This is a genomic window from Xanthomonas phaseoli pv. dieffenbachiae (assembly GCF_008639345.1).
In the GTDB taxonomy this organism is placed as follows: domain Bacteria; phylum Pseudomonadota; class Gammaproteobacteria; order Xanthomonadales; family Xanthomonadaceae; genus Xanthomonas; species Xanthomonas phaseoli.
The window spans coordinates 4,739,253-4,759,417 of the sequence record NZ_CP041380.1 but is presented as its reverse complement, the minus strand read 5'-3'; the positions used below and the strand labels follow the sequence as shown (position 1 = coordinate 4,759,417).

The 20,165-nt window shown below is 67.5% G+C and carries 15 protein-coding genes and 2 pseudogenes; 7 read left to right on the top strand and 10 right to left on the bottom strand.

The window, feature by feature from the left end:
* Positions 1-6 precede the first annotated feature (6 nt).
* From manD to FLG15_RS21165, 4 genes are all read left to right on the top strand, one after another.
* Positions 7-1,266 (top strand): D-mannonate dehydratase ManD, encoded by a 1,260-nt coding sequence (gene manD, locus FLG15_RS21180; RefSeq protein ID WP_150147329.1) that lies wholly within the window; start codon positions 7-9, stop codon positions 1,264-1,266.
* Between the two features lie 23 nt (positions 1,267-1,289).
* Positions 1,290-2,966, top strand: coding sequence for a glycoside hydrolase family 43 protein (locus FLG15_RS21175; protein WP_150147773.1), 1,677 nt, complete (start codon positions 1,290-1,292; stop codon positions 2,964-2,966).
* 2 nt (positions 2,967-2,968) lie between these two features.
* The gene (locus FLG15_RS21170; protein WP_150147326.1) at positions 2,969-5,677 is read left to right on the top strand and encodes a glycoside hydrolase family 3 protein; all 2,709 of its coding nucleotides are present in this window, start codon (positions 2,969-2,971) and stop codon (positions 5,675-5,677) included.
* A gap of 222 nt (positions 5,678-5,899) precedes the next feature.
* The gene (locus FLG15_RS21165) at positions 5,900-7,372 is read left to right on the top strand and encodes a mannitol dehydrogenase family protein (protein WP_150147323.1); all 1,473 of its coding nucleotides are present in this window, start codon (positions 5,900-5,902) and stop codon (positions 7,370-7,372) included.
* Between the two features lie 82 nt (positions 7,373-7,454).
* Here the strand turns inward: FLG15_RS21165 and FLG15_RS21160 are convergent, their stop codons facing one another.
* Together FLG15_RS21160 and FLG15_RS21150 are read right to left on the bottom strand one after the other, a co-directional pair.
* Entirely contained in the window at positions 7,455-7,844 is a 390-nt protein-coding gene (locus tag FLG15_RS21160) for a bleomycin resistance protein (RefSeq protein ID WP_017155220.1), read from the bottom strand.
* A gap of 322 nt (positions 7,845-8,166) precedes the next feature.
* On the bottom strand, positions 8,167-8,577 hold the full coding sequence (locus FLG15_RS21150; protein WP_057678931.1) for a hypothetical protein: 411 nt from the start codon (positions 8,575-8,577) through the stop codon (positions 8,167-8,169).
* Positions 8,578-8,990: 413 nt separating this feature from the next.
* On the opposite strand from FLG15_RS21150, the gene FLG15_RS23660 reads away from it, so the two are divergent.
* From FLG15_RS23660 to FLG15_RS21130, 3 genes are all read left to right on the top strand, one after another.
* On the top strand, positions 8,991-9,113 hold the full coding sequence (locus FLG15_RS23660; protein WP_370512623.1) for a DUF2256 domain-containing protein: 123 nt from the start codon (positions 8,991-8,993) through the stop codon (positions 9,111-9,113).
* A gap of 219 nt (positions 9,114-9,332) precedes the next feature.
* A complete protein-coding gene (locus FLG15_RS21140; RefSeq protein WP_057678935.1) occupies positions 9,333-9,839 on the top strand; it encodes a hypothetical protein in 507 nt (168 codons plus the stop codon).
* A 551-nt stretch (positions 9,840-10,390) separates the two neighbouring features.
* Positions 10,391-11,413: a Kelch repeat-containing protein gene (locus tag FLG15_RS21130; protein WP_150147316.1), complete on the top strand. Its 1,023-nt coding sequence runs from the start codon at positions 10,391-10,393 to the stop codon at positions 11,411-11,413.
* 131 nt (positions 11,414-11,544) lie between these two features.
* Here FLG15_RS21130 and FLG15_RS21125 read toward each other — a convergent pair whose 3' ends face one another.
* From FLG15_RS21125 to FLG15_RS23655, 8 genes and pseudogenes are all read right to left on the bottom strand, one after another.
* A complete protein-coding gene (locus FLG15_RS21125; protein ID WP_057678933.1) occupies positions 11,545-12,291 on the bottom strand; it encodes a TetR/AcrR family transcriptional regulator in 747 nt (248 codons plus the stop codon).
* Between the two features lie 211 nt (positions 12,292-12,502).
* Positions 12,503-13,939, bottom strand: a complete 1,437-nt coding sequence (locus FLG15_RS21120) for an aldehyde dehydrogenase family protein (RefSeq protein WP_057678934.1) — start codon at positions 13,937-13,939, stop codon at positions 12,503-12,505.
* Between the two features lie 102 nt (positions 13,940-14,041).
* A complete protein-coding gene (locus FLG15_RS21115) occupies positions 14,042-15,184 on the bottom strand; it encodes an MFS transporter (protein ID WP_057687108.1) in 1,143 nt (380 codons plus the stop codon).
* 78 nt (positions 15,185-15,262) lie between these two features.
* A complete protein-coding gene (locus FLG15_RS21110) occupies positions 15,263-15,904 on the bottom strand; it encodes a hypothetical protein (RefSeq protein ID WP_057678607.1) in 642 nt (213 codons plus the stop codon).
* 4 nt (positions 15,905-15,908) lie between these two features.
* The gene (locus FLG15_RS21105) at positions 15,909-17,366 is read right to left on the bottom strand and encodes an aspartate aminotransferase family protein (RefSeq protein WP_017159660.1); all 1,458 of its coding nucleotides are present in this window, start codon (positions 17,364-17,366) and stop codon (positions 15,909-15,911) included.
* 11 nt (positions 17,367-17,377) lie between these two features.
* Positions 17,378-18,058 carry a class II aldolase/adducin family protein gene (locus FLG15_RS21100; protein WP_057678608.1) on the bottom strand — a complete coding sequence of 227 codons (681 nt, stop codon included), beginning with the start codon at positions 18,056-18,058 and terminating at the stop codon, positions 17,378-17,380.
* Positions 18,045-19,529 (bottom strand): annotated as a pseudogene (locus tag FLG15_RS21095) (xylulokinase); the annotation flags it as partial. The gene FLG15_RS21100 and the pseudogene FLG15_RS21095, both read right to left, overlap by 14 nt.
* A pseudogene (locus tag FLG15_RS23655) lies at positions 19,518-20,141 on the bottom strand (TorF family putative porin); the annotation flags it as partial. The pseudogenes FLG15_RS23655 and FLG15_RS21095, both read right to left, overlap by 12 nt.
* Positions 20,142-20,165 lie beyond the last annotated feature (24 nt).

Here is a 20,165-nt window from a genome sequence, read left to right as displayed (position 1 = left end):
ATCACGATGTCACAGACTTCCGACTCCCCTGCACCGCTGCAAGGTTCTGCCCGCGACCGCGAGATCGTCGAGGCGCGCGTCATCGTCACCTGCCCGGGGCGCAATTTCGTCACCTTGAAGATCCGCACGCGTTCGGGCGTCACCGGCGTAGGCGATGCCACGCTCAACGGGCGCGAACTGGCAGTGGCCGCCTACCTGCAGGAACACCTGGTGCCGAACCTGATTGGTCGCGATGCCGGACGCATCGAAGACATCTGGCAGTTCTTCTACCGCGGCGCGTACTGGCGGCGCGGGCCGGTGACGATGAGCGCGATTGCCGCAATGGATGTGGCGTTGTGGGACATCCTGGGCAAGATGGCCGGCATGCCGCTGTATCAGCTGCTTGGCGGACGCTCACGCGAAGGGGCGCTGGTATATGGGCATGCGAACGGGCGCGATATTGCCGAAACCAGCGACGAAGTGGGCCGCTTCCGCGAGATGGGCTTTATCGCGATCCGCGCGCAATGCGGCGTGCCCGGCATCAAGAAGACCTACGGCATTTCTGTCGGCGGCAAGCCGTACGAACCGGCCGAAAGCGAGCTGCCCACCGAAACCGTGTGGTCCACGCCGCGCTACCTCGGTGTCGTGCCGCGCCTGTTCGAGCAACTGCGCGCCGACCATGGCGACGAGATCGAACTGCTGCATGACGCGCATCACCGGCTCACCCCGATCGAAGCGGCGCGGCTGGGCCGCGACCTGGAGCCGTACCGGTTGTTCTGGCTGGAAGATGCCACCCCGGCGGAAAACCAGCGTGCGTTCGAGCTCATCCGCCAGCACACCGTGACGCCGCTGGCAGTGGGCGAGGTGTTCAATTCGATCTGGGACTGCAAGCATCTGATCGAGCAGCAGCTGATCGACTACATCCGCACCACGATCGTCCATGCCGGCGGCATCACCCATGTGCGCCGGCTGGCCGATTTCGCCGCGCTGCATCAGGTGCGCACCGGCTTTCACGGCGCCACCGACCTGTCGCCGGTGTGCATGGGCGCCGCCTTGCACTTCGACACCTGGGTGCCCAACTTCGGCATCCAGGAATACATGTTCCATTCCGACGAGGCCAATGCGGTGTTCCCGCACGACTGCCAATTCCGCGATGGCCGCCTGCACTGCGGCGAGACACCGGGGCATGGCGTGGACATCGACGAAGCGCTTGCAGCGAAGTATCCCTACGTGCCCAAGCAGCTGCCGATCGCGCGACTGGAAGACGGCGCGATGTGGGACTGGTGATGCGCGCGTTATCTGCCACGTGTATGGCCCTGCTGGTGGCCTTGGCGGCGCCTGCGAACGCGCAGGCGCAGTCGCAAACGTCTGCGGATGTCGCGTTCGACTGGTTCGAGTACCGCGGCGACGATGCGGTCTTCGCCACGCCGCTGCCGGCCGGGCATTACCGCAATCCGGTGCTGGCTGGGTTCTATCCCGATCCCAGTATCACCCGCGTGGGCGAGCGCTATTACCTGGTCAATTCGACGTTTACGTACTTTCCGGCGATCCCGGTGTTCGAGAGTACCGATCTTGTGCATTGGACGCAGATCGGCAACGTGGTCGAACGCCGCGAGCAGCTCGATTACGACGGGCTGCGCATGTCGCGCGGGATGTATGCCGCCAGCATCCGCCATCATGACGGGCGCTTCTACGTGGTGGGCACCTCGGTCGACAGCGGCGGCAATTTCATCGCCAGTGCCAGCCATCCGGCGGGCCCATGGTCGGCACTGACCTGGTTGCCCAGCATCGACGGCATCGACCCGTCCCTGTTCTTCGATACCGATGGCAGCGCGTACCTGCTCAACAACGGCCCGCCGGAAGGCACGCCGTTGTACGAGGGGCATCGCGCGATCTGGATGCAGCGTTTCGATATCGCAAAGAATGCGCCGGTCGGTCCGCGCAAGGTGTTGCTCAATGGCGGCGTGGATCTGGCCAGCAAGCCGATCTGGATCGAAGGCCCGCACCTGTATCAACGCGACGGGTGGTACTACCTCTCGTGTGCCGAGGGCGGCACCGGGCCGCAGCATTCGCAGGTGGTGTTGCGCAGCCGCAACGTGTGGGGGCCGTATGCACCCGCACCGAACAACCCCGTCCTGACCCAACGCGATCTGCCGGCCGAGCGCGCGCACCCGATCAGCAATGCCGGCCACGTGGATCTGGTCGATACGCCCGACGGACAGTGGTGGGCGGTGTTTCTCGCAAGCCGTCCCTACGCGGGCGATCGCTACAACACCGGGCGCGAAACGTTTTTGCTGCCGGTGCAGTGGCGCGATGGCTGGCCCTCGATCCTGCCGGCCAGGCAGCCAATCCCCTACATCGCCAAGGCGCCGACTGGCATGAAGGCAGGTGCCACGCAGGCGCCGTTGTCGGGCAACTTCGTCTGGCACGACGACTTCGATCAGGCCACTTTGCAGCGCGAATGGCTGACCGTGCGCGTGCCAAAGCAGGATGTGGCCGACCTGCGTACGCGGGCAGGCTGGTTGACGCTGCACGCCAACGCACAAGGGCTGGACGGTAGCGGAACGCCCGCGTTTCTCGCACGCCGCCAGCAACATCTGCATTTCACCGCCAGCACCGCACTGGAGGTGCCGGCCCAGGCAGGCATCAGTGCAGGCTTGGCCGCATTTCAGAATTCCACCGCGTGGTACGCGCTCGGCATTCGTCGCGATGGCAACGCCGTGCAGGTGTTCCTGGACAAGCGCGATGGCGCGGTCACCACCACGCTGGCGCAGACCCGCATCCCGGCCACTGCGCAGCTGCGGCTGCAAATCAGCGGCGATGGCGGTGCCTACAGCTTCGCCTTCGATGCCGATGGCCGCGGCTGGCAATCGCTACGCCGCAACGACGACGCCAGCTTTCTCAGCACCGCACAGGCCGGCGGCTTCGTCGGCAGCACGATCGGGCCGTTCGCCCAATCGCACCCCGACCGCCCTCAACAGGACTGACCATGCCTTCGCATCCGCCCGCTCCGCTTCGTTCGCTCGCGCACGGTGTCCTGCTCGCAGTGGGGTGCGCTGCAGGCGCTGCCCAGGCCGCTACGCCGCCACCGTATCTGGACACGCAGCGTTCTTTCGAGGCGCGCGCGGCCGATCTGGTGTCGCGCATGACACTGGAAGAAAAGGCCGCGCAGATGCAGAACGCCGCGCCGGCGATTCCGCGCCTGGGCGTGCCGGCCTACGATTGGTGGAACGAGGCGCTGCATGGCGTGGCGCGCGCCGGCGGGGCGACGGTGTTCCCGCAAGCGATCGGCATGGCCGCCACCTTCGACCTGCCGCTGATGCACGAGGTCGCCACCGCGATCAGCGACGAGGCGCGTGCCAAGCACCATCAGTTCCTGCGCCAGAACCAGCACAAACGCTATCAAGGGCTGACGTTCTGGTCGCCGAACATCAATATCTTCCGCGATCCGCGCTGGGGCCGCGGCCAGGAGACCTACGGCGAGGATCCCTTCCTCACCGCGCGCATGGGCGTGACCTTCGTGCAGGGCCTGCAGGGCGAAGGCGCCGATGCGCCGAAGAATGCGCAGGGCGAGCGCTACCGCAAGCTCGACGCCACCGCCAAGCATTTCGCCGTGCACAGCGGCCCGGAAGCCGATCGTCACCACTTCGATGCGCGTCCCTCGCAGCGCGATCTGTACGAGACCTACCTGCCGGCGTTCGAGGCGCTGGTCAAGGACGGCAAGGTGGATGCGGTGATGGGCGCCTACAACCGCGTGTATGGCGAGTCGGCCAGCGCCAGCAAGTTCCTGCTGCAGGATGTGCTGCGCCAGCAATGGGGCTTCAAGGGCTACGTAGTGTCCGATTGCTGGGCGATCGTGGATATCTGGAAGCACCACAAGATCGTCGCCACCCGCGAACAAGCCGCCGCGCTGGCGGTCAAGCACGGCACCGAACTGGAATGCGGGGAGGAGTATTCCACCCTGCCGGCGGCGGTCCGCCAGGGCCTGATCGACCAAGCGCAGATCGACACCGCGTTGACGACCTTGATGACCGCGCGCATGCGCCTGGGCATGTTCGATCCGCCCGGGCAGTTGCCGTGGTCGAAGATTCCCGCATCGGTCAACCAATCGCCGGCGCACGATGCGCTGGCGCGCCGCACCGCGCGCGAATCGTTGGTGCTGCTGAAGAACGATGGCCTGTTGCCATTGTCGCGCGCCAAGCTCAAACGCATCGCGGTGATCGGCCCCACCGCCGACGACACCATGGCGCTGCTCGGCAATTACTACGGCACGCCGGCCGCGCCGGTCACCGTGCTGCAAGGCATCCGAGCCGCGGCCCCGAATGCGCAGGTGCTGTACGCGCGCGGCGCCGACCTGGTCGAGGGGCGCGACGATCCGGCCGCCACGCCGCTGATCGAGCCGCAATACCTGCGGCCGTCGGCCACCTCGCCCGAACGCGGTTTGCGTGGCGAGTATTTCCGCAATCGCGACTTGTCCGGTAAGCCGGCCCTGGTGCGCGTGGATGCGCAAATCGGCTTCAAATGGGACCGCGGCTCGCCGACCGACAACCTGCTGGCGCGTGGCGAAGCCGGCCCGGGCGAAGCGGTGCCGGCGGACAACTTCAGCATCCGCTGGAGCGGCCAACTGGTCCCGCCGACCACCGGCGCCTACCACCTGGAAGCGGCCGCCGACGACGGCGTGCGCCTGTACCTGGACGGCAAGCCGGTGATCGACCGCTGGGCGACCACCGACCGCCTGCACGCCGATGGCGTCGATGTGCAGCTGCAGGCCGGCCGTGCCTACGAGTTGCGGCTGGAATACTTCGAAGCCGAGCGCGATGCCGCCGTGCGCCTGGCCTGGCGGCAACCCGGGGCCAAGCCGCCCTTGCAGGAGGCGCTGGACGTGGCACGCAGCGCCGATGTGGTGGTCTTCGTCGGCGGCCTGACCGGCGATGTCGAAGGCGAGGAAATGAAGGTGAACTACCCCGGATTTGCCGGCGGCGACCGTACCGACCTGCGCCTGCCCAAGCCGCAGCGCGACCTGCTCGAAGCCTTGCAAGCCACCGGCAAGCCGGTGGTGGCGGTGCTGACCACCGGCTCGGCGCTGGCCATCGATTGGGCGCAGCAGCACCTGCCGGCGATCCTGTTGGCCTGGTATCCGGGCCAGCGCGGCGGCTCGGCAGTGGCCGACGTCTTGTTCGGCGATGCCAATCCGGGCGGCCGGTTGCCGGTGACGTTCTACAAGCAAAGCGAAACCCTGCCAGCGTTCGACGACTACGCCATGCGCGGCCGCACCTACCGCTACTTCGGCGGCACGCCGCTGTATCCGTTCGGCCACGGCCTGTCGTACACGCAGTTCGCCTATTCCGGTCTGCGCCTGGACCGCACCACCATCGCAGCCGATGGCGCGCTCACTGCCACCGTCACGGTCAAGAACACCGGCCAACGCGCGGGCGACGAGGTGGTGCAGCTGTATCTGCATCCGCTCGCCCCGCAACGCGAACGTGCCGGCAAGGAATTGCATGGATTCCAACGGATCGCCCTGCAACCGGGCGAGCAGCGCGAATTGCACTTCACCTTCAACGCAAACAACGCGCTGCGCATTTACGACGCGCAACGCAAGGCGTATGCGGTGGACCCGGGCGCCTATGAAGTGCAGATCGGCGCCTCCAGTGCAGATATCCGCGCCAGGCAGCGCTTTACCGTGACCGACAAGTAACAGCAGCCGACACGCTCGCCATGCGGCCGTGGATCGACAAGTCCTTCGGCCGCGATTACCCGAAAGCCGCTCTCCTTCCGGGGTGAAGGGGCATCGCTTGCGCGCCGTGGGCGCGCGTGCCTCGGAGCGCCCTCGTCGCACGACGCGGGCCGGGGCGCGGGGCGGATCAGGGCGATGGTTCGGCGCAGCCCCTCCAAACACCCCTACCTCGCAGGCGACACGATGCACGCACCACGTCTTTCGCTCGACACCCTGGCCACGCTGCCGCCGGTGGTTTCAAGGCCCAGCTATGACCCGGCAAGCCCCTCCATCGGCATCGTGCATCTGGGCGCAGGTGCCTTCCACCGTGCTCACCAGGCCGTCTACATCGATGACCTGCTAGCCGAAGACCCCAGCTGGGCCATCAGCGCCGTTTCGCTGCATCGCCCGCAGGTGCGCGATGCCTTGCGCCCACAGGATGGTCTGTACACCCTCGCCCTGCTCGACGAACACCCGCAATTACGCGTCATCGGGGCCATCGGCGAGGTGCTCTGCGCCGCAGACGAACACGCTGCCGTGCTCGCGCGCCTTGCCGACCCGGCAGTGCGCCTGGTCACGCTGACCATCACCGAGAAGGGCTATTGCCTGGCCGGCGACACGCTGGACCTCTCGCATCCAGACATCGTGCACGACATCGCCCATCCCGCGCGCCCGCGCAGCGCCATCGGCTACCTCGTCGCCGGGCTGCAGCAACGCAGGCACGACGGCACCGCGCCGTTCACTGCGCTGAGCTGCGACAACCTGACCGACAACGGCACGCTGCTGCAGCGCGCGGTGGTGCGGCTCGCCGCGCAGCGTGACCCGGCGCTTGCGCAATGGATCACGCAGCACGCAGCCTTCCCGCGCTCGATGGTCGACAGCATCACGCCTGCCACCGATGACGCGCTGCGCATGCGCGTACACGATCATCTTGGCGTGCGCGATGCCTGGCCGATCCAGCGCGAGCGCTACAGCCAGTGGGTGATCGAAGACCGCTTCTGCAATGGGCGCCCCGCATTCGAGCGCGTTGGCGTCACCCTGAGCGAAGACATCGCCGGCTACGCGCGCGCCAAGCTGCGTCTGCTCAACGCGCCGCACTCGGCGCTGGCGTATCTCGGCAGCCTGCTGGACCTGGAAACCGTGGCCGAGGCCATGCGTCACCGCGAACTTGCCGCGTACGTGGAAACGTTGATGCGCGCGGAGATCGCGCCCACCCTGCAGGCCATGCAGGGCTTCGATGCGCAACGCTACAGCGACGCCATCCTGGCCCGTTTTCGCAATCCCGCCATCGGTCACCTGCTCACGCAGATTGCCTGGGATGGCTCGCAGAAAATCCCGGTGCGACTGCTCGGCACGATCGGCGATGCACTCGCTACCGGCCGACCGATCCAGCGCCTATGCCTGGCCGTTGCGGCGTGGCTGCACTTCGTCCGCAGGCAGGCGCACAACGGCGTCCCGCTGACCGACCCAATGCACGATGCGCTCAGCGCGCTTGGACGCAACGCCACTGGCGATGCAGGTCATGATGTCGCTACCTTCCTGACACTGGAGGCGGTGTTCGGATCACTGTCCGCAGACGCGCGTTTTTGTGCGTCCTTGCAGGCGGCTTATGCCGCGCTCGGTACGGCCACCCCGACGGAAGTGACACGGGCACTTGGATCGATGGGTGAGGTGTAAGACGCTGCACGGCACCATCTCATTGCGCGCGCGGGTGCCATCAGGCGGGCGACCATTGCCGTCACCTCGCGCATGCAATGCATCACCCTGACGCGAGCACCTGCCCAATCCGCAGCAGATTGCCGCTCTCATCGACAATGGCGAACTCACGCATGCCCCACGGCTTGTCGCCAACCGGGTCGAGCCGGGGAATGCCTCGCTCGGGCAAGGCGGCGTGCTTCATCGCTGCGTGGACGGCATCCACATCGCCTACCCGGATGTAGCAGCCTGCATAACAGGCGGCCGGATCCAGATCCGGATGCGCGAAGAAGTGCAGTTCCACCTCGCCACGTCGCAGGATTGCGTAACCTGCATCGTGCGGATGCGCATCGCCGACAAAGCCCAGCTGCCGATAGAACGCTACTGTCTGCGGAATCGAACGGCTCGGCAGGGTCGGGATGGTTTGCGTGTCTACGTTGGTGCTGGTGTCCATGACCAACCTCCGTCGGGTCTGGACCCTAGAATCGCACGCCGGCGACGGCAATTGCACAGCCAATGTGTCTGACCTACCAGCTCAGCTGGTGCAGATAGCAGCCAACGCAGCAGTTGAAGAGGTCACCCAACGCCAGCGCCAGCTTGCCGCCCCGCCGCATGCACCCCGGGCGGCAACTTCCGCATTCGAAGCGATACAGGCAATGACCACCGCAGTCAGCGCGAAGAGCAACGTGCGGTTGCACTTGCTTGCCACATGTGTGGGCGCTCAATGGGAGTGGCAGCTTCGTTCGCACACTCGCCTTCAAAAGGCGATTGCAGGATCAAACCGTCTTCGGTCGCTTGACGCCACGTTTCTTCGACAGCCGCACCAGCACCACGATCACCAGTGCCAGAAAGCTCAGCTCCCACACGTAGAAGGCTGCGCCTACCCGGTCGATCATCACTTCGTGCCCGGCTTCGTTTTTCAGATAGCGGGTGGCACGAAAGGTATCCATGCCGATCAGGCATGCCGACAGCAGCAGGCCCAATGCCGTCCTATCGGATTTGAAGAGGTAACAGAGCCACGCACCGAAGAACAACAGGTTGGCTAACCAGGCGACGCATTGGCCATCGAGCACCTGAATCCAGCCGAGCATGAGCAGCACGATACCGCTCACATGTTCGGCACCGCCATGCAGTGCAGGAAGGCAGAGTGCGGCAACGTACAAGAGCGCCGACACGACCAGCAACAATGCTTTCACGAACGTCCTTGTTTGAGAGTGTGAGCGTGGCGCCTTGCGATGCCGGAGACGTGCCGCCACACCGCTTGCTGCGCACTATAGCAAAGCGTATGCGGCGGTCTTCCCACTCCATGTACTACCGTGCTCTGTGCAGCTACCTGCATGAAGCGCGGCTAGCAAAACGTAGCGAGCGGTCGCCCGGTGATGCGGACGAGGCCTTCAGACCGCAGTGTAGGAGTGGGCCATGCCGATTCCGAGCACACACCGCGCCCGTCTGGCGGCTGCGCCGCAGTTGTGTTGGCCGCCCGAGTCGAGACGGCGTTTTGCATTGGAGATCGCTATGCTTGCATCCCGCTTCATCGACGTATTTCCCAGTTCCTCCCAGCCTATGGCGATGCGAAAAAAAAAACGATCTACCAGAGAAGATCTGCGTGCAGTGCGGGCGGCCGTTCCGCTGGCGCAAGAAGTGGGAGCGTGTCTGGGATGCGGTGAAGTACTGCTCGGACCGATGCCGGGGCGACAGCAAGCGTCACCGCCCCATAGTCTAGTCGGCACTATTTCAGACCCAGCGGCATGCAAAGTCGGGCATGTGCCGCACACCTCTGATCCCAGCATGCACAAAGGCGCGCGACCGATACCGCTATTTCTTTCCCGCAGGCTTTTTCGTGCCGCTGGACTTGTTCGCTCGCTTGGTCGTGCTGCGCTTGCTGGCGACGGCCATGTTGTCCACCAGATTCGGATATGGGCGGCCCGCGGCTTTTGCGCGCTTGCGTGCCTGGGTCTTCTGCGATGGCGACAGTGGCTTGGAGCGCGAAGCGCCCTTCGGGCTGGACGTGTTCCAGGGCGCGGACGTCTTGCCTGCACGCTTTTTCGCAGCTGTGGAGGTGCTCTTCTTCGCCGCAGTGCGCCTTGATGGCGCGTTCTTGGTCGCGCCTTTCTTCTCAGCCGCGCGGCTCTTTGCTGCAGCTTTCTTGGTTGCCTTGCTTGCGACCCTGGACGATGCAGTCTTTCTGGCGGAGGCGCTTGCGGCCGCCGTTTTTTTCGTGGCGCGCTTGGTCGGCGTGGTCTTTTTCGCAGCTGTCTTTTTTGCCGACGTCTTGGTCGCCGTTTTTTTTGCCGCCGCTTGCTTGGTTGCGGTCTTCTTTACAGCAGTCTTTTTCGAGCCATCTCCACTGCTGGCGCCCTTGGTCGGGCTTGCCTGGTGCAGGCGCGCGTACACGCGCGCTGCCCAGCGCTGGCCTGCATCGCCGCCCCAGAGCAGCCAGGCGATGTAGCCAGCCGATGGCGCCTTGGCATCCGCCCAGCCCTTGCCGCGCTTGTCCACGCTGTGTCGCGCGAAGTACGCATGCATGCGTCCAATGGTCTGTGCAGACAGCGAGGTTTGCGCCGACAGGTCGCGCGCACGCGCCACACCAACGGCAGTACCGCCACGGCCGTGCTGCGCGCGTAGGCGCAGCCCACGCGCCGCTGCAGCGGCGACGCTCTTGGGCGGCGTTGTCGCCGAACGGGAAGTTGTCGAGGAACGCGTCACGCAGGTCTCCTGTCATTGCGGTAGCGGTAGTGTTTGCATACGCGCTGCTGTCGGACGTGAAGAGGCGGCGTCCACCTGGTCACTCGCATGCGGCCAAGACGCTGCGTTTGATGAAGCGCGCTGCGCCTACGGCGGCACTGCGTCAGTGCAGTTGATCGACCACTGCCATCGCCGACCATGGCAGCGCTGCACTGTCGTGATCGCTAGATGCGTCGCGGCTGCGTCCGCTTCCTGCCGTGGCGGTGCGTCGATCGGTGCGTAGACTGGCGGCTCTCGGCAACCGAAGGAACACCGATGCATCGCTTGGCAATGTCGTTCTGCGTGGTGTTCCTGCTCGTGGTGACCGCAAGCGTGCCTGCCCGCGGGCAGGCCAGTGACCTCGAATCAGCCGGGCCAACCAGCAAGCAGCAATGGCGCGCGGTACAGGCGCAGGGCGAGCCGCATGCACGCCACGAAAACAGCATGGTCGCCATCGGCGAGCGCCTGTATGTGCTCGGGGGTCGCGGTGAACGCCCGCTGGATATCTTCGATACCCGCACCCGGCGCTGGTCGCGCGGCAGCGCGCCGCCCTTGGCCGTCAACCACGCCCAGGCGGCGGTCTGGGCAGGCAAGCTCTATCTGGTGGGCGGGTTTACCGGCGACTATCCCGACGAAGCGGCGTTGACGCATCTGCTGATCTACGACCCGGCCACCGACCGCTGGCAGGTGGGCGCAGAAATTCCTGCCGATCGCCGCCGCGGTTCGGCCGGTACCGTCGCGCACGACGGGGTGCTGTATCTGGTGGGCGGCAATACGCGTGGCCACAACAGCGGCTATGTGCCCTGGTTGGATGCCTTCGACACGCGGACCCAGCGCTGGACGCGCCTGCCCGATGCACCGCATGCGCGCGACCACTTCCAGGCCGTGGTGCTCGACGGCAAGCTCTACGCGGGCGGCGGGCGCCGCTCTTCGCACGACACCGGCGACACGCTGTCGCAAACGATTCCGCAGCTGGATATCTACGATCTGCGCCAGGCCACCTGGTCGGTGGCCGATGCCACGCTGCCGACCCCGCGCGCGGGCGCGGCGGCCATCGCGTATCACGGCCGGGTCATGCTGTTGGGCGGCGAAAGCACGGCCCAGGTCGCCGGCCATGCCGAGGTGGAGTTCTACGACCCGGCCACCGCGCGATGGGACACCGATCCGGCCTTGCCACGCGGCAGGCACGGCACGCAGGCGGCACAGGTGGGCGAGGATCTCTACATCGCCGCAGGCAGCGGCAACCGCGGCGGCGGACCGGAACTGCAGGATCTGCTCGTGCTACCGCCGGTGCCCTGAGCGTTGCCTGTGGCGCGTGCCTGCCCGCGCCATCCAGCGCCTGCAGGCAGTCACATGACAACCGGCCAGCTACCCCTGCGCCTGGAAAGTGCGCCCATCCATGCCCTGACGACGCGGTCGCTGCCGGCCCATCACCCGGCGCGTGTTGAACGCCGCGCCTGTGACGCACGCCGCCGATGCTCCGCAGCGCTGCCCGTCGGCGCATCGGCCGTTGCATCGCGCAACTGCTCGACGTGACCGGCGATCATCGTGCCGACTGTCTCGGCCACCGCGCGGCTGCTCAGCCGCACATCGAACAGCAGCTCCACGGTCGCATAGATCAGGTCCACCACGATGCGGCTGACCAGACGCAGTTGGCGCGGGTCTGCATCGGGAAAGAAATCGGCGAGCATGCGCACCTGCGCCTTGGTGACCTGCGCATGCGAGTCCAGCCGCACCTGCTGCAAGGCCGGCACCGCACGCAGCGCGCGCAGGATCCAGACCCCGCCCTCGGTGGCCTTGGTCACCCGGTAGGTGTCCAGCACCAGGCCGGTCAGCGCCTGCTGCACCTGGTCGCGCGAACCGGACATAGCCTGCGGCGTGATCCACTTGGGCACCAGCGCGTTCTGCCGCTGCATCAGGCGCGTGCCGAGCTCGGACAACAAGGCATATTTGTTGGGAAAGTAGCGGTACAACGCCGGTGGCGTCAGTCCGGCATGCGCACAGACCAGATTGGTGGACAGCCGTTCCACGCCGACATCGCCGAGCAATTGCGCGGTCACCGCCAAGATATGTTCGTAGGTCTCGGTCGCGCGATGCTGGGCCGGGAGCTTGTTGCCGGTCAGCCTGGGCGCGGGCGCCTTGAGCGGCGCGCGCGGACGGGACTTGGTCGTGGACATGGGCAGGGAATTCCTCGAACACGGAGTGATGCGTCGGCCAGACCACCGCGACTGCACCTGCGCCGTTGCATCGCTGCTGCATCGCGCCGGCCAGGCGGCGTCCATCGTCTGCAGTAGCGCCATGCCACCGCCACGCCATGCGCCTGCACGGCCGGTGTTTGCCAGGGCCACATCATACGCGCTGCGTCGCGGGCGATCTGTGCCGCACGCGTCATCGGCGGGCCAGCCAGGCGGTCAATGCGGTGGCCACGCGGTGCTGCCAGCCCCGATACGGCGGAAAGAAGGCGCGCGCGATCAGCAGGCGGCCGCCGCGCAACACCGCACGCTCATGCGAAAACGCCTTGAATCCATGCACGCCATGCGCGCTGCCGATCCCGGACTGGCCGATGCCGCCGAACGGCAAGCCGGTGTGCATGAACTGCTGCAGGCAGTGGTTGACCACCACGCTGCCGGAGCTGCTGCGCGCCAGCACGTGGGCGACCTGTGCGGCATCGTTGCTCCACAGGTACAGCGCCAACGGCTTGGCGGCGGCGTCGAGCCCGGCCAGCAGCGTGTCGATGTGGTCGAAGGTCACCACCGGCAGCACCGGGCCGAAGATTTCTTCCTGCGCGATGCGCGCGTGTTCCGGGACATCAGCCAATACCGTCGGGGCGATGAAACGCTGCGCTACGTCATGCTCGCCGCCGGCCACCAGCTCGGCACCGGCCGCGCGCGCTTCATCGATCAGGGTCGCCAGGCGCGCCGCATGGCCGACATGGATCATGCGCGCCAGATCGGGGCTGGCGGCCACCGCCGCAGCACTGTTGCCGTAGCGCTGCGCCAGTAGTTCGCGGCACCGCTGCAGCAGCGCCGTGCGGACCTCGCGATGCACGAACAGCGTATCGGGCGCGATGCAGGTCTGCCCGGCGTTGACCAGCTTGCCCCACACCAGCACCTGCGCGGCGCGCTCCAGGTTGGCGCTGCGGTCGACGATGGCCGGCGATTTGCCGCCCAGCTCCAGCGTCACCGAGGCCAGCTGGGCGGCGGCGGCGGCCATGACCTGACGCCCCACTGCCGGCGAGCCGGTGAAGAACACATGGTCGAACGGGCAGGCCAGCAAGCGCTGCGCAGTGGCCACGCCACCCTGCACCATCGCCACTTCGGAAGGGTCGAATGCCTCGGCCAGCAGCGCGCGCAGCACCGCATTGACCTGCGGGGTGAATTCGGACGGCTTGAGGATGGCGGTGTTGCCTGCCGCCAGCGCCGACACCAGCGGCCCGAGCACGGTGGCAACCGGATAATTCCACGGCCCGATGATCAGGCAGCGCCCCTTGGGCTGATAGGCGATCTGCGCGCGCGTGCCCAGCGTGAGCAACGTGGGCGCCACCTTGCGCGGGCGCATCCAGCGCGGCAGCCCGGCGATGGCGGCGGCGATTTCGTCGACCACCGGCAACAGCTCGCTCAGCTCCACCTCCAGCGCCGGTTTGCCGAAGTCGCCGGCAAAGGCGGCATACAGGGCCTGCCGCCGTGCCAGCAGCGCGCTGCGCAACGCGCGCAGGCGCTCGCGCCGCTGTGCGGCGGTGGAACTGCGCCAGGCAGCGGCCACCGGCTGCTGGGCAGCGAAGACTGCCGCGATGTCCTCGGCGGACGCGTCCAGGTCAGCGTGCATGACGCACACGCCCCCGCTGCACGCGCAAACACTGCAAACGCATCCGCGACCGGCGTGCCAGACGCGCCGGCACGCTGCGGACCATCCCGCACACGCTGTCGATCATCGATCCCCCCTGTTCGGCTGCGCTGCGGTCGGCGGCGCCCGGCGGCGCTGGTCGCGGCCGGCTGCCGCCGCCAGCACCGCCGCCAGCAATGCGGCGGCCAGACTGAACACCGGTACCGGAGCCGGATCATCGTGCTGCAGCAACAGCGAAGCGAGCAAGGGGCCGGCAGCCGATCCCAGCAACTGCACCGCCGGCACCAGCACCGCCACCCGGCCATGCGCGTCGGCACCGAACGCCAGACCCACGTGGAACGGCATCAGGAACATCCAGACCAGGCCCAAGCCCACGCAGGCAACCGTGAACGCGGCAGTGCCGGCCGGCGCCGCACGCGCCATGCTGGCCGCCACCGCTGCCAGCACCAGGCTGCCGACCACCAGGGTACGTGCGTGACCGAGCCGGCGCACCCACCAGATCGCCGCCAGCGCGCCGACGATCTGCATCGCCAGCACCAGCGAGGTGTGCGCCTGCACCGCCCTGGCATCCAGGCCGGCGCGCAGCCCCAACGGTTCCAGGTACGCCCACAGCGCGCCGGTCGCGGCCATTTGCGCGAAGGCAATCAGCAAGGGCAACAGGGTTGTCGGCGACCAGCGCACGCGGCGCGCCGGCGCGGTTGCGCTCACGGCAGACAACCTTGCCGGCAGCAACGGGGCCAGCAGCGCCGCGCACAGCGTCACCGCGCCCAGCGCCACGAAACCGCCTTTCCAGCCGGTGGACGGCAGCACCCACAGCGCCAGCAGGTTCGCCAGTGCGATCTGCGCCACCGCCTGGGTCAGCATAAACACCGCGGTGACCCGATCCGGCTTGGCCGCACGCACGATGGTCAGGGTCGCCACCCATAGCAGCAGCCCTTCCGCCAGGCCGGCAGCGGCGCGTACCAGCACGAATGCGGTGTCGCCGACCGCCTGCGTGGTGGCCAGATCCAGCAGCGCCGCCACCAGCGTCGCCAGCACCGCGACCTGACGCTGCCAGCGGTGCGGCAACAGCGCATCGCCCAGCGCCACGCCCAGGCCGAGCGCGACGATCTCTCCCATCGCCACGATGCCCACGCCGGAGAGGGTGATCAGCTTTTGCTCGACCAATGTTCCCAGCAGGATCGGCTGCACGCCCAGGATGAGCAGGGCGATCGAACCGATCGACAAACCGGACGGCAACCCCTTCGAGGCGGGAACGGCCGCGGCGGACACTGCGGGTGGATGAGGGCTGCGCATGCGATGCCTTCAGTAAGCCGTGCTTTCGGTGGGCAGGGCGCCATCGGCGAATGCGGCCGCCGCACGCACCTGGTCCTTGCGCAGACGCCCGTTGGCGATGCGACGCACCCACCACGGCAGCTGCCGGGTCGGTCCTCCGGTGGCCGCCGCCAGCACATACGCCTTGGCGCACTTTTCGAACAACCCGAGGTTCAGCGCCAGGCGACGCGCACTGGTGCCCAGGCACAGCGGCCGCCGCGCCACCAGCACGGCGTTGCCGATCCCGCTGGCCAGCACCGCCGCCGCGTCGGCCGCGCGCACCGGCGGCGGCATCGGCCCCAGATGCCGCGCCTGTTCGTCGAACACCTGCGGCAACACGCCGCCGACCTCCGCCAGGCAGTGGCCGAACGCACCGGCCGACCACGCCACCGCCCCCACGTCGCCACGCTGCGCATAGACCTGTGCATGCAGGCGCTGCGCGGCGTCCAGCGCGGCATCCTCGCGCCAGTCCAGCAGCCGCGGCGTCGACGCGGTGGCGCTGCCGATCCACATCTGCGTGGCGCCCGGGCAACGCACCGACAAGGCCGCGTCATCGTCGCCGAGCAAGTGGGAGGCCTGCAGCCGTTCGCGGGTCTGCAGCCAGGTGTCGCGCAGGGCATCGGTGGCGTTCATCGGCTCAGACCAGTGCGAAGACATCGTCGAAACGGTTCAGGGCCTCGTCGATCACCGCATCGGTGTCGGCCATGCTGGTGTAGATGCGGCTGCCGGCCAGGGTGATCAGGCCGTGCGCCGAATACGCCGCGCCCATCTCTTCCATCATGTGCTTGCGCGCCTTGGCTTCGTTGCGCACGCGCCAGAGTTTGTAGAGGTTGCCGGTGTCCAGCAGCAGCACGCCGGAGGTCTGCAGATGCACGATCGAGCCCATGTTGTAGACCACGTACGGCAATCCGCGGCGCTGGATGATCGCCTCCAGTCCGGCGCGCAGGCGATCGCCGGCGCGGCCGGCGCGGCCGGCGCGGCCGGCGGCATCGTGCTGCTGGGCTTCCAGCAACGCGTAATAGCCGGCAACGCAAGACAGCGGGTTGGCCGAAAGCGTGCCGCCGACAAAGGCGCGCCGCGCGGTCGTGCCGATGCCGCCCACCAGGCTCATCATCACCTCGCGGCGGCCACCGATCGCGCCGGCCATCGGGTAGCCGCCGGCCAGGCACTTGCCCAGCACGGTGATGTCCGGTGCAACACCGAAGTAGCCTTGCGCACCGCCGGGACCCAACCGGAAACCGGTCACCACTTCGTCGAAGATCAACAGCGCACCGAACTCGTCGCACAGCGCGCGCACCTGCCGGTTGTAGTCCGCATGCACCGGGCGGGTGCCGCTCTCCGGCCCCAGCGGCTCCAGCAGCACCGCAGCGGTCCCGCCACGCAGGCGATTGAATTGCAGCTTGCGGCGCAACGCGTCCAGATCGTTGGGCAGGCATTCCTGGGTATGCGCGGTGGCGCCGCGCGGAATGCCGATCGCTTCCATGCGGCCGGTGCCGGGCAGGCGCAGGCCGTATACCAACTGGTCGCTCCAGCCGTGATACGCACCGCCGATCTTGATGATCCAGCGCTTGCGGGTATACGCGCGTGCCAGGCGCACCGCGCCCATCACCGCCTCGGTTCCCGAACCGAGCAGGCGTACCATCTCCACCGCCGGCATGCTGGCGCAGACCAGCTCGGCCAGCTTGACCTCGTATTCGTGCAGCAGTCCGGTCACCGGCCCGCACTGGTCCAGCACCTGGTTGACGCGTGCGCGCAACGCCGGCGGGTTGGAGCCGAGCAAGGTCGGGCCGCCGGCCTGCAGGAAGTCGATATAGCGGTTGTCGTCGACGTCGGTCAGGTAGGCGCCCTCGGCGCTGCGCATCGCCAGCGAGAACGGGTAGTTGAACGCCAGGTTGTGCTGCACGCCGCCGGGAATCACCCGCTGCGCGGCGTCGCCCAACTGCTTGGAGCCCTGGCAACGCTGCTCGAAGTAGCGCATCACCTTGTCCATGCCCTCGCGCCGGACCGGCCGCATCGGCTGTTTGACCAACGCATCGAAGCGGCGATACAGCTGGTCCACGTCGGGCCATTGCGAAATCGCGGAAGTCACGCTCATTGTCGGTGCCATCATGTCTGGGAAAGGGAGGACGCGCCGGACGTGTGCCGGCTGGAATCCAGCGCCGTCAGCACCCGCTGCAGGCCCGCAGCGAGGTCGGGCTCGCGCGCCGCACGTGCCTGGATCTGCGCCTGCAGGTGGCTGCGCGCGACCAGTTCCAATGCTTCGACCACGGTGACGGCCGCCTCCAGGTTGGTCCCGCAGCAGACCACGCCGTGATTGCGCAGCAGATAGGCGTTGACGGTGGGCCGCAGCTGCCGGGCCAACAGGCGGGCCAGCAAGCCGGTCCCCGACGGCATGTAGCCGGCGATCGGAATCCGTGCACCAAGCAGCCGGCGCAACGCCGGTTGCGTCACCTCCAACGGCGCGCCCAGCAGGGTGCAGGCGCTGGCGACCGGCTGGTGGGTGTGGATGCTGCAGCCCACGTCCGGGCGCCGCCGCATCACCTGCGCATGCAGGCCGGTTTCGACCGACGGCGCGCGCGTGCCGTCGAGCTGGTGCAGGTCCTTGGTGCGGACGATGCAGATATCCTCGGCCTGCATGCTCAGGTAGTCGATCGCCGAGGGAGTGACCGCGAAACACTCGGCATCGATACGCAAGGCGACATTGCCGCCGGTGCCGGCCAGATAGCCGCGGCGCGACAGTTCGATGCACAGCGCAACCACGCGCTGGCGTTGTTCAAGGGCAAACATGCGCGGCGACCTCCGGGGCGGGAGCAGGCGTGGAGGGATTGAGCCGTCGGTAGATCGGCGCCAAGGTGCGCTGCAGGTCCTTGAATACCGCGTAGCGGTCGTCGTACAGCGCACGCGTGCCCGCATCCGGCTCGTAGACCCGCCGGGGGCGCTGCAATGCCGCCAGGTCGCCGAAGCCGAGCCGGCCCAGGCCGACCCCGGCGATGAAGGCCGCGCCGACCGCATTGGCCTGGATCGGATTGTGCAATTGCCGGATCGGCCGGCCGCTGACATCGGCAATGATCTGGCACCACAGGTCCGACTGGGCGCCGCCGCCGACCGCAGCGATCGTGCCTGGGTCGCAGCCAAGCAGGCGCGCGAACGGCTCCATCATCCAGCGCGTGTTGAACGCCACCCCTTCCATCACCGCGCGGATCATGTCCTCGCGGCTATGCATCAGCGAGAGATTGATCAGGCCGGCACGCAGGCTCGGGTCTTCCACCGGCGTGCGTTCGCCGAACAGCCAGGGCATGTAGATCAACCCGTTGGACCCTGCGGGCACGCGTGCGGCGATGCGATTGAGCACTTCATAGACGTCCGGGCGCTGCTCGTCGCTGAGCAGTTCGTCGGCATGGAACAGGATGCGGTCGCGCAGGAAGGACAGGTTGGCACCGGCGGTGGTCTGCAGGGCGATCGCCAGATAGCGCCCTTCCACTGCGCACGGCACCGCGGCGATCGTACTGCGCACGTCGGTTTTCATGCGCGGCACATGCGCGCCCAGCCATGACGAGGTGCCCAGGTACAGGTGCGCGGCGTGATCCTCCACCGCCGCGGCCACCGCCACTGCCGAGGTGTCGATCGCGCCGGCCACCACCACAGTCTGCGGCGACAGGCCCAGGGCCTGGGCCACCTGCGGCAGCAGCGGCCCCAGCACCGCAGTGGATGGCACCAGGTCCGGCAACTTGTCGCGCTCCACCCCGACCATGTCCAGCAGGCCGGCGTCGTAGCGGATATGGTGCGGGTCGCGATTGTCGGTGACCCAGGTGGTCAGCATCGAATCGGGCGTGGCGCAGAACCGGCCGGTCAGGCGCAGGTTCATGTAATCGAGCACGTTGAGAAACTTGTGCGTGCGCTGATACCGCACGGGCTGGTGGTCGCGCAGATAGGCGATGTGGCCGGCGCAGTCCTTGCCGCTGCGCGCAGGCGCACCGCCGCTCAGGCGCAACCATCGCCACAGGCGCAACGGGTCGTAGCCGCGCACAGTGAGCCAACGCCCCTGCAGACGCCGGGCGATGGCCGCCTGGCCGCGCATGTCCAGCCACAGCATGGCGCGCCCGAGCGCCTGGCCGTTGTGGTCCACGCAGACGGTGCCTTCGCCCTGGGTCGAGCAACACACGGCCACCACGCGTCGGCGCAGCGCCGCATCGCCCTGCACCACGGCAGCGGCGGTGGCGCAGAACGCGTCCCACCACGCGTGCGGGTCCTGTTCGCCGCGCGCGTAGCACTGCAATGCGGCGGTCGGATCGATCGAGAAGCGCAGGATCTGCCCGCACACGCCGCCGGTATCGGCACCGCGATAGGTCTTGGACACCACATACAGCACGCCCCCTTCGACGATGCCGTAGCCCAGCTCAATCACGGCAAAATCGCTGTTGTAGTTGGTCGTGCGCACATCGGTCGGCGTGCCGGTTTCCAGGTCGATGCCATGCGGCGCCATGAAGCGCGCGCCCGGGAATCGCTCGGTGGCCAAGCCCACGCCGGCGTGCCAGCGGTCCGGATCGCCGAAGCGATAACCACCCGCCAAGGTGACGCCCAGGCCGTCGCCATTGACGAACTGCTTCTTGCTGACCCCGGCCACTTCCAGCAACGCGACCAGTCCGCTGGCATGCACGAACTGCGTGCTCCACTTGGCCGAGGGCCGCAGCAACGAATCGGAGATGCCGCGCGTGCGCTGTTCGCTCATCAGCTTGATCTGGTTGTCGAACTGATAGGTCGCCACGCTGCCCTCGCTGGCCGGTTCGGCTTGCTGGGCCTGCGCCGTTAGGCAGGCCGCAGCTTGCAGCAACCCGCACGCGACAACCGCGCCGACATGGATCTTCGCCATCTGGAGTCCCCCGGTGGATGTGAG

Bases quoted from the DNA above. Each gene is read 5' to 3' on its own strand.
- manD (WP_150147329.1), top strand. From the start codon at position 7: ATGTCACAGACTTCCGACTCCCCTGCACCGCTGCAAGGTTCTGCCCGC.
- FLG15_RS21175 (WP_150147773.1), top strand. From the start codon at position 1,290: ATGGCCCTGCTGGTGGCCTTGGCGGCGCCTGCGAACGCGCAGGCGCAG.
- FLG15_RS21170 (WP_150147326.1), top strand. From the start codon at position 2,969: ATGCCTTCGCATCCGCCCGCTCCGCTTCGTTCGCTCGCGCACGGTGTC.
- FLG15_RS21165 (WP_150147323.1), top strand. From the start codon at position 5,900: ATGCACGCACCACGTCTTTCGCTCGACACCCTGGCCACGCTGCCGCCG.
- FLG15_RS21160 (WP_017155220.1), bottom strand. From the start codon at position 7,844: ATGGACACCAGCACCAACGTAGACACGCAAACCATCCCGACCCTGCCG.
- FLG15_RS21130 (WP_150147316.1), top strand. From the start codon at position 10,391: ATGCATCGCTTGGCAATGTCGTTCTGCGTGGTGTTCCTGCTCGTGGTG.
- FLG15_RS21125 (WP_057678933.1), bottom strand. From the start codon at position 12,291: ATGTCCACGACCAAGTCCCGTCCGCGCGCGCCGCTCAAGGCGCCCGCG.
- FLG15_RS21120 (WP_057678934.1), bottom strand. From the start codon at position 13,939: ATGCACGCTGACCTGGACGCGTCCGCCGAGGACATCGCGGCAGTCTTC.
- FLG15_RS21110 (WP_057678607.1), bottom strand. From the start codon at position 15,904: ATGAACGCCACCGATGCCCTGCGCGACACCTGGCTGCAGACCCGCGAA.
- FLG15_RS21105 (WP_017159660.1), bottom strand. From the start codon at position 17,366: ATGAGCGTGACTTCCGCGATTTCGCAATGGCCCGACGTGGACCAGCTG.
- FLG15_RS21100 (WP_057678608.1), bottom strand. From the start codon at position 18,058: ATGTTTGCCCTTGAACAACGCCAGCGCGTGGTTGCGCTGTGCATCGAA.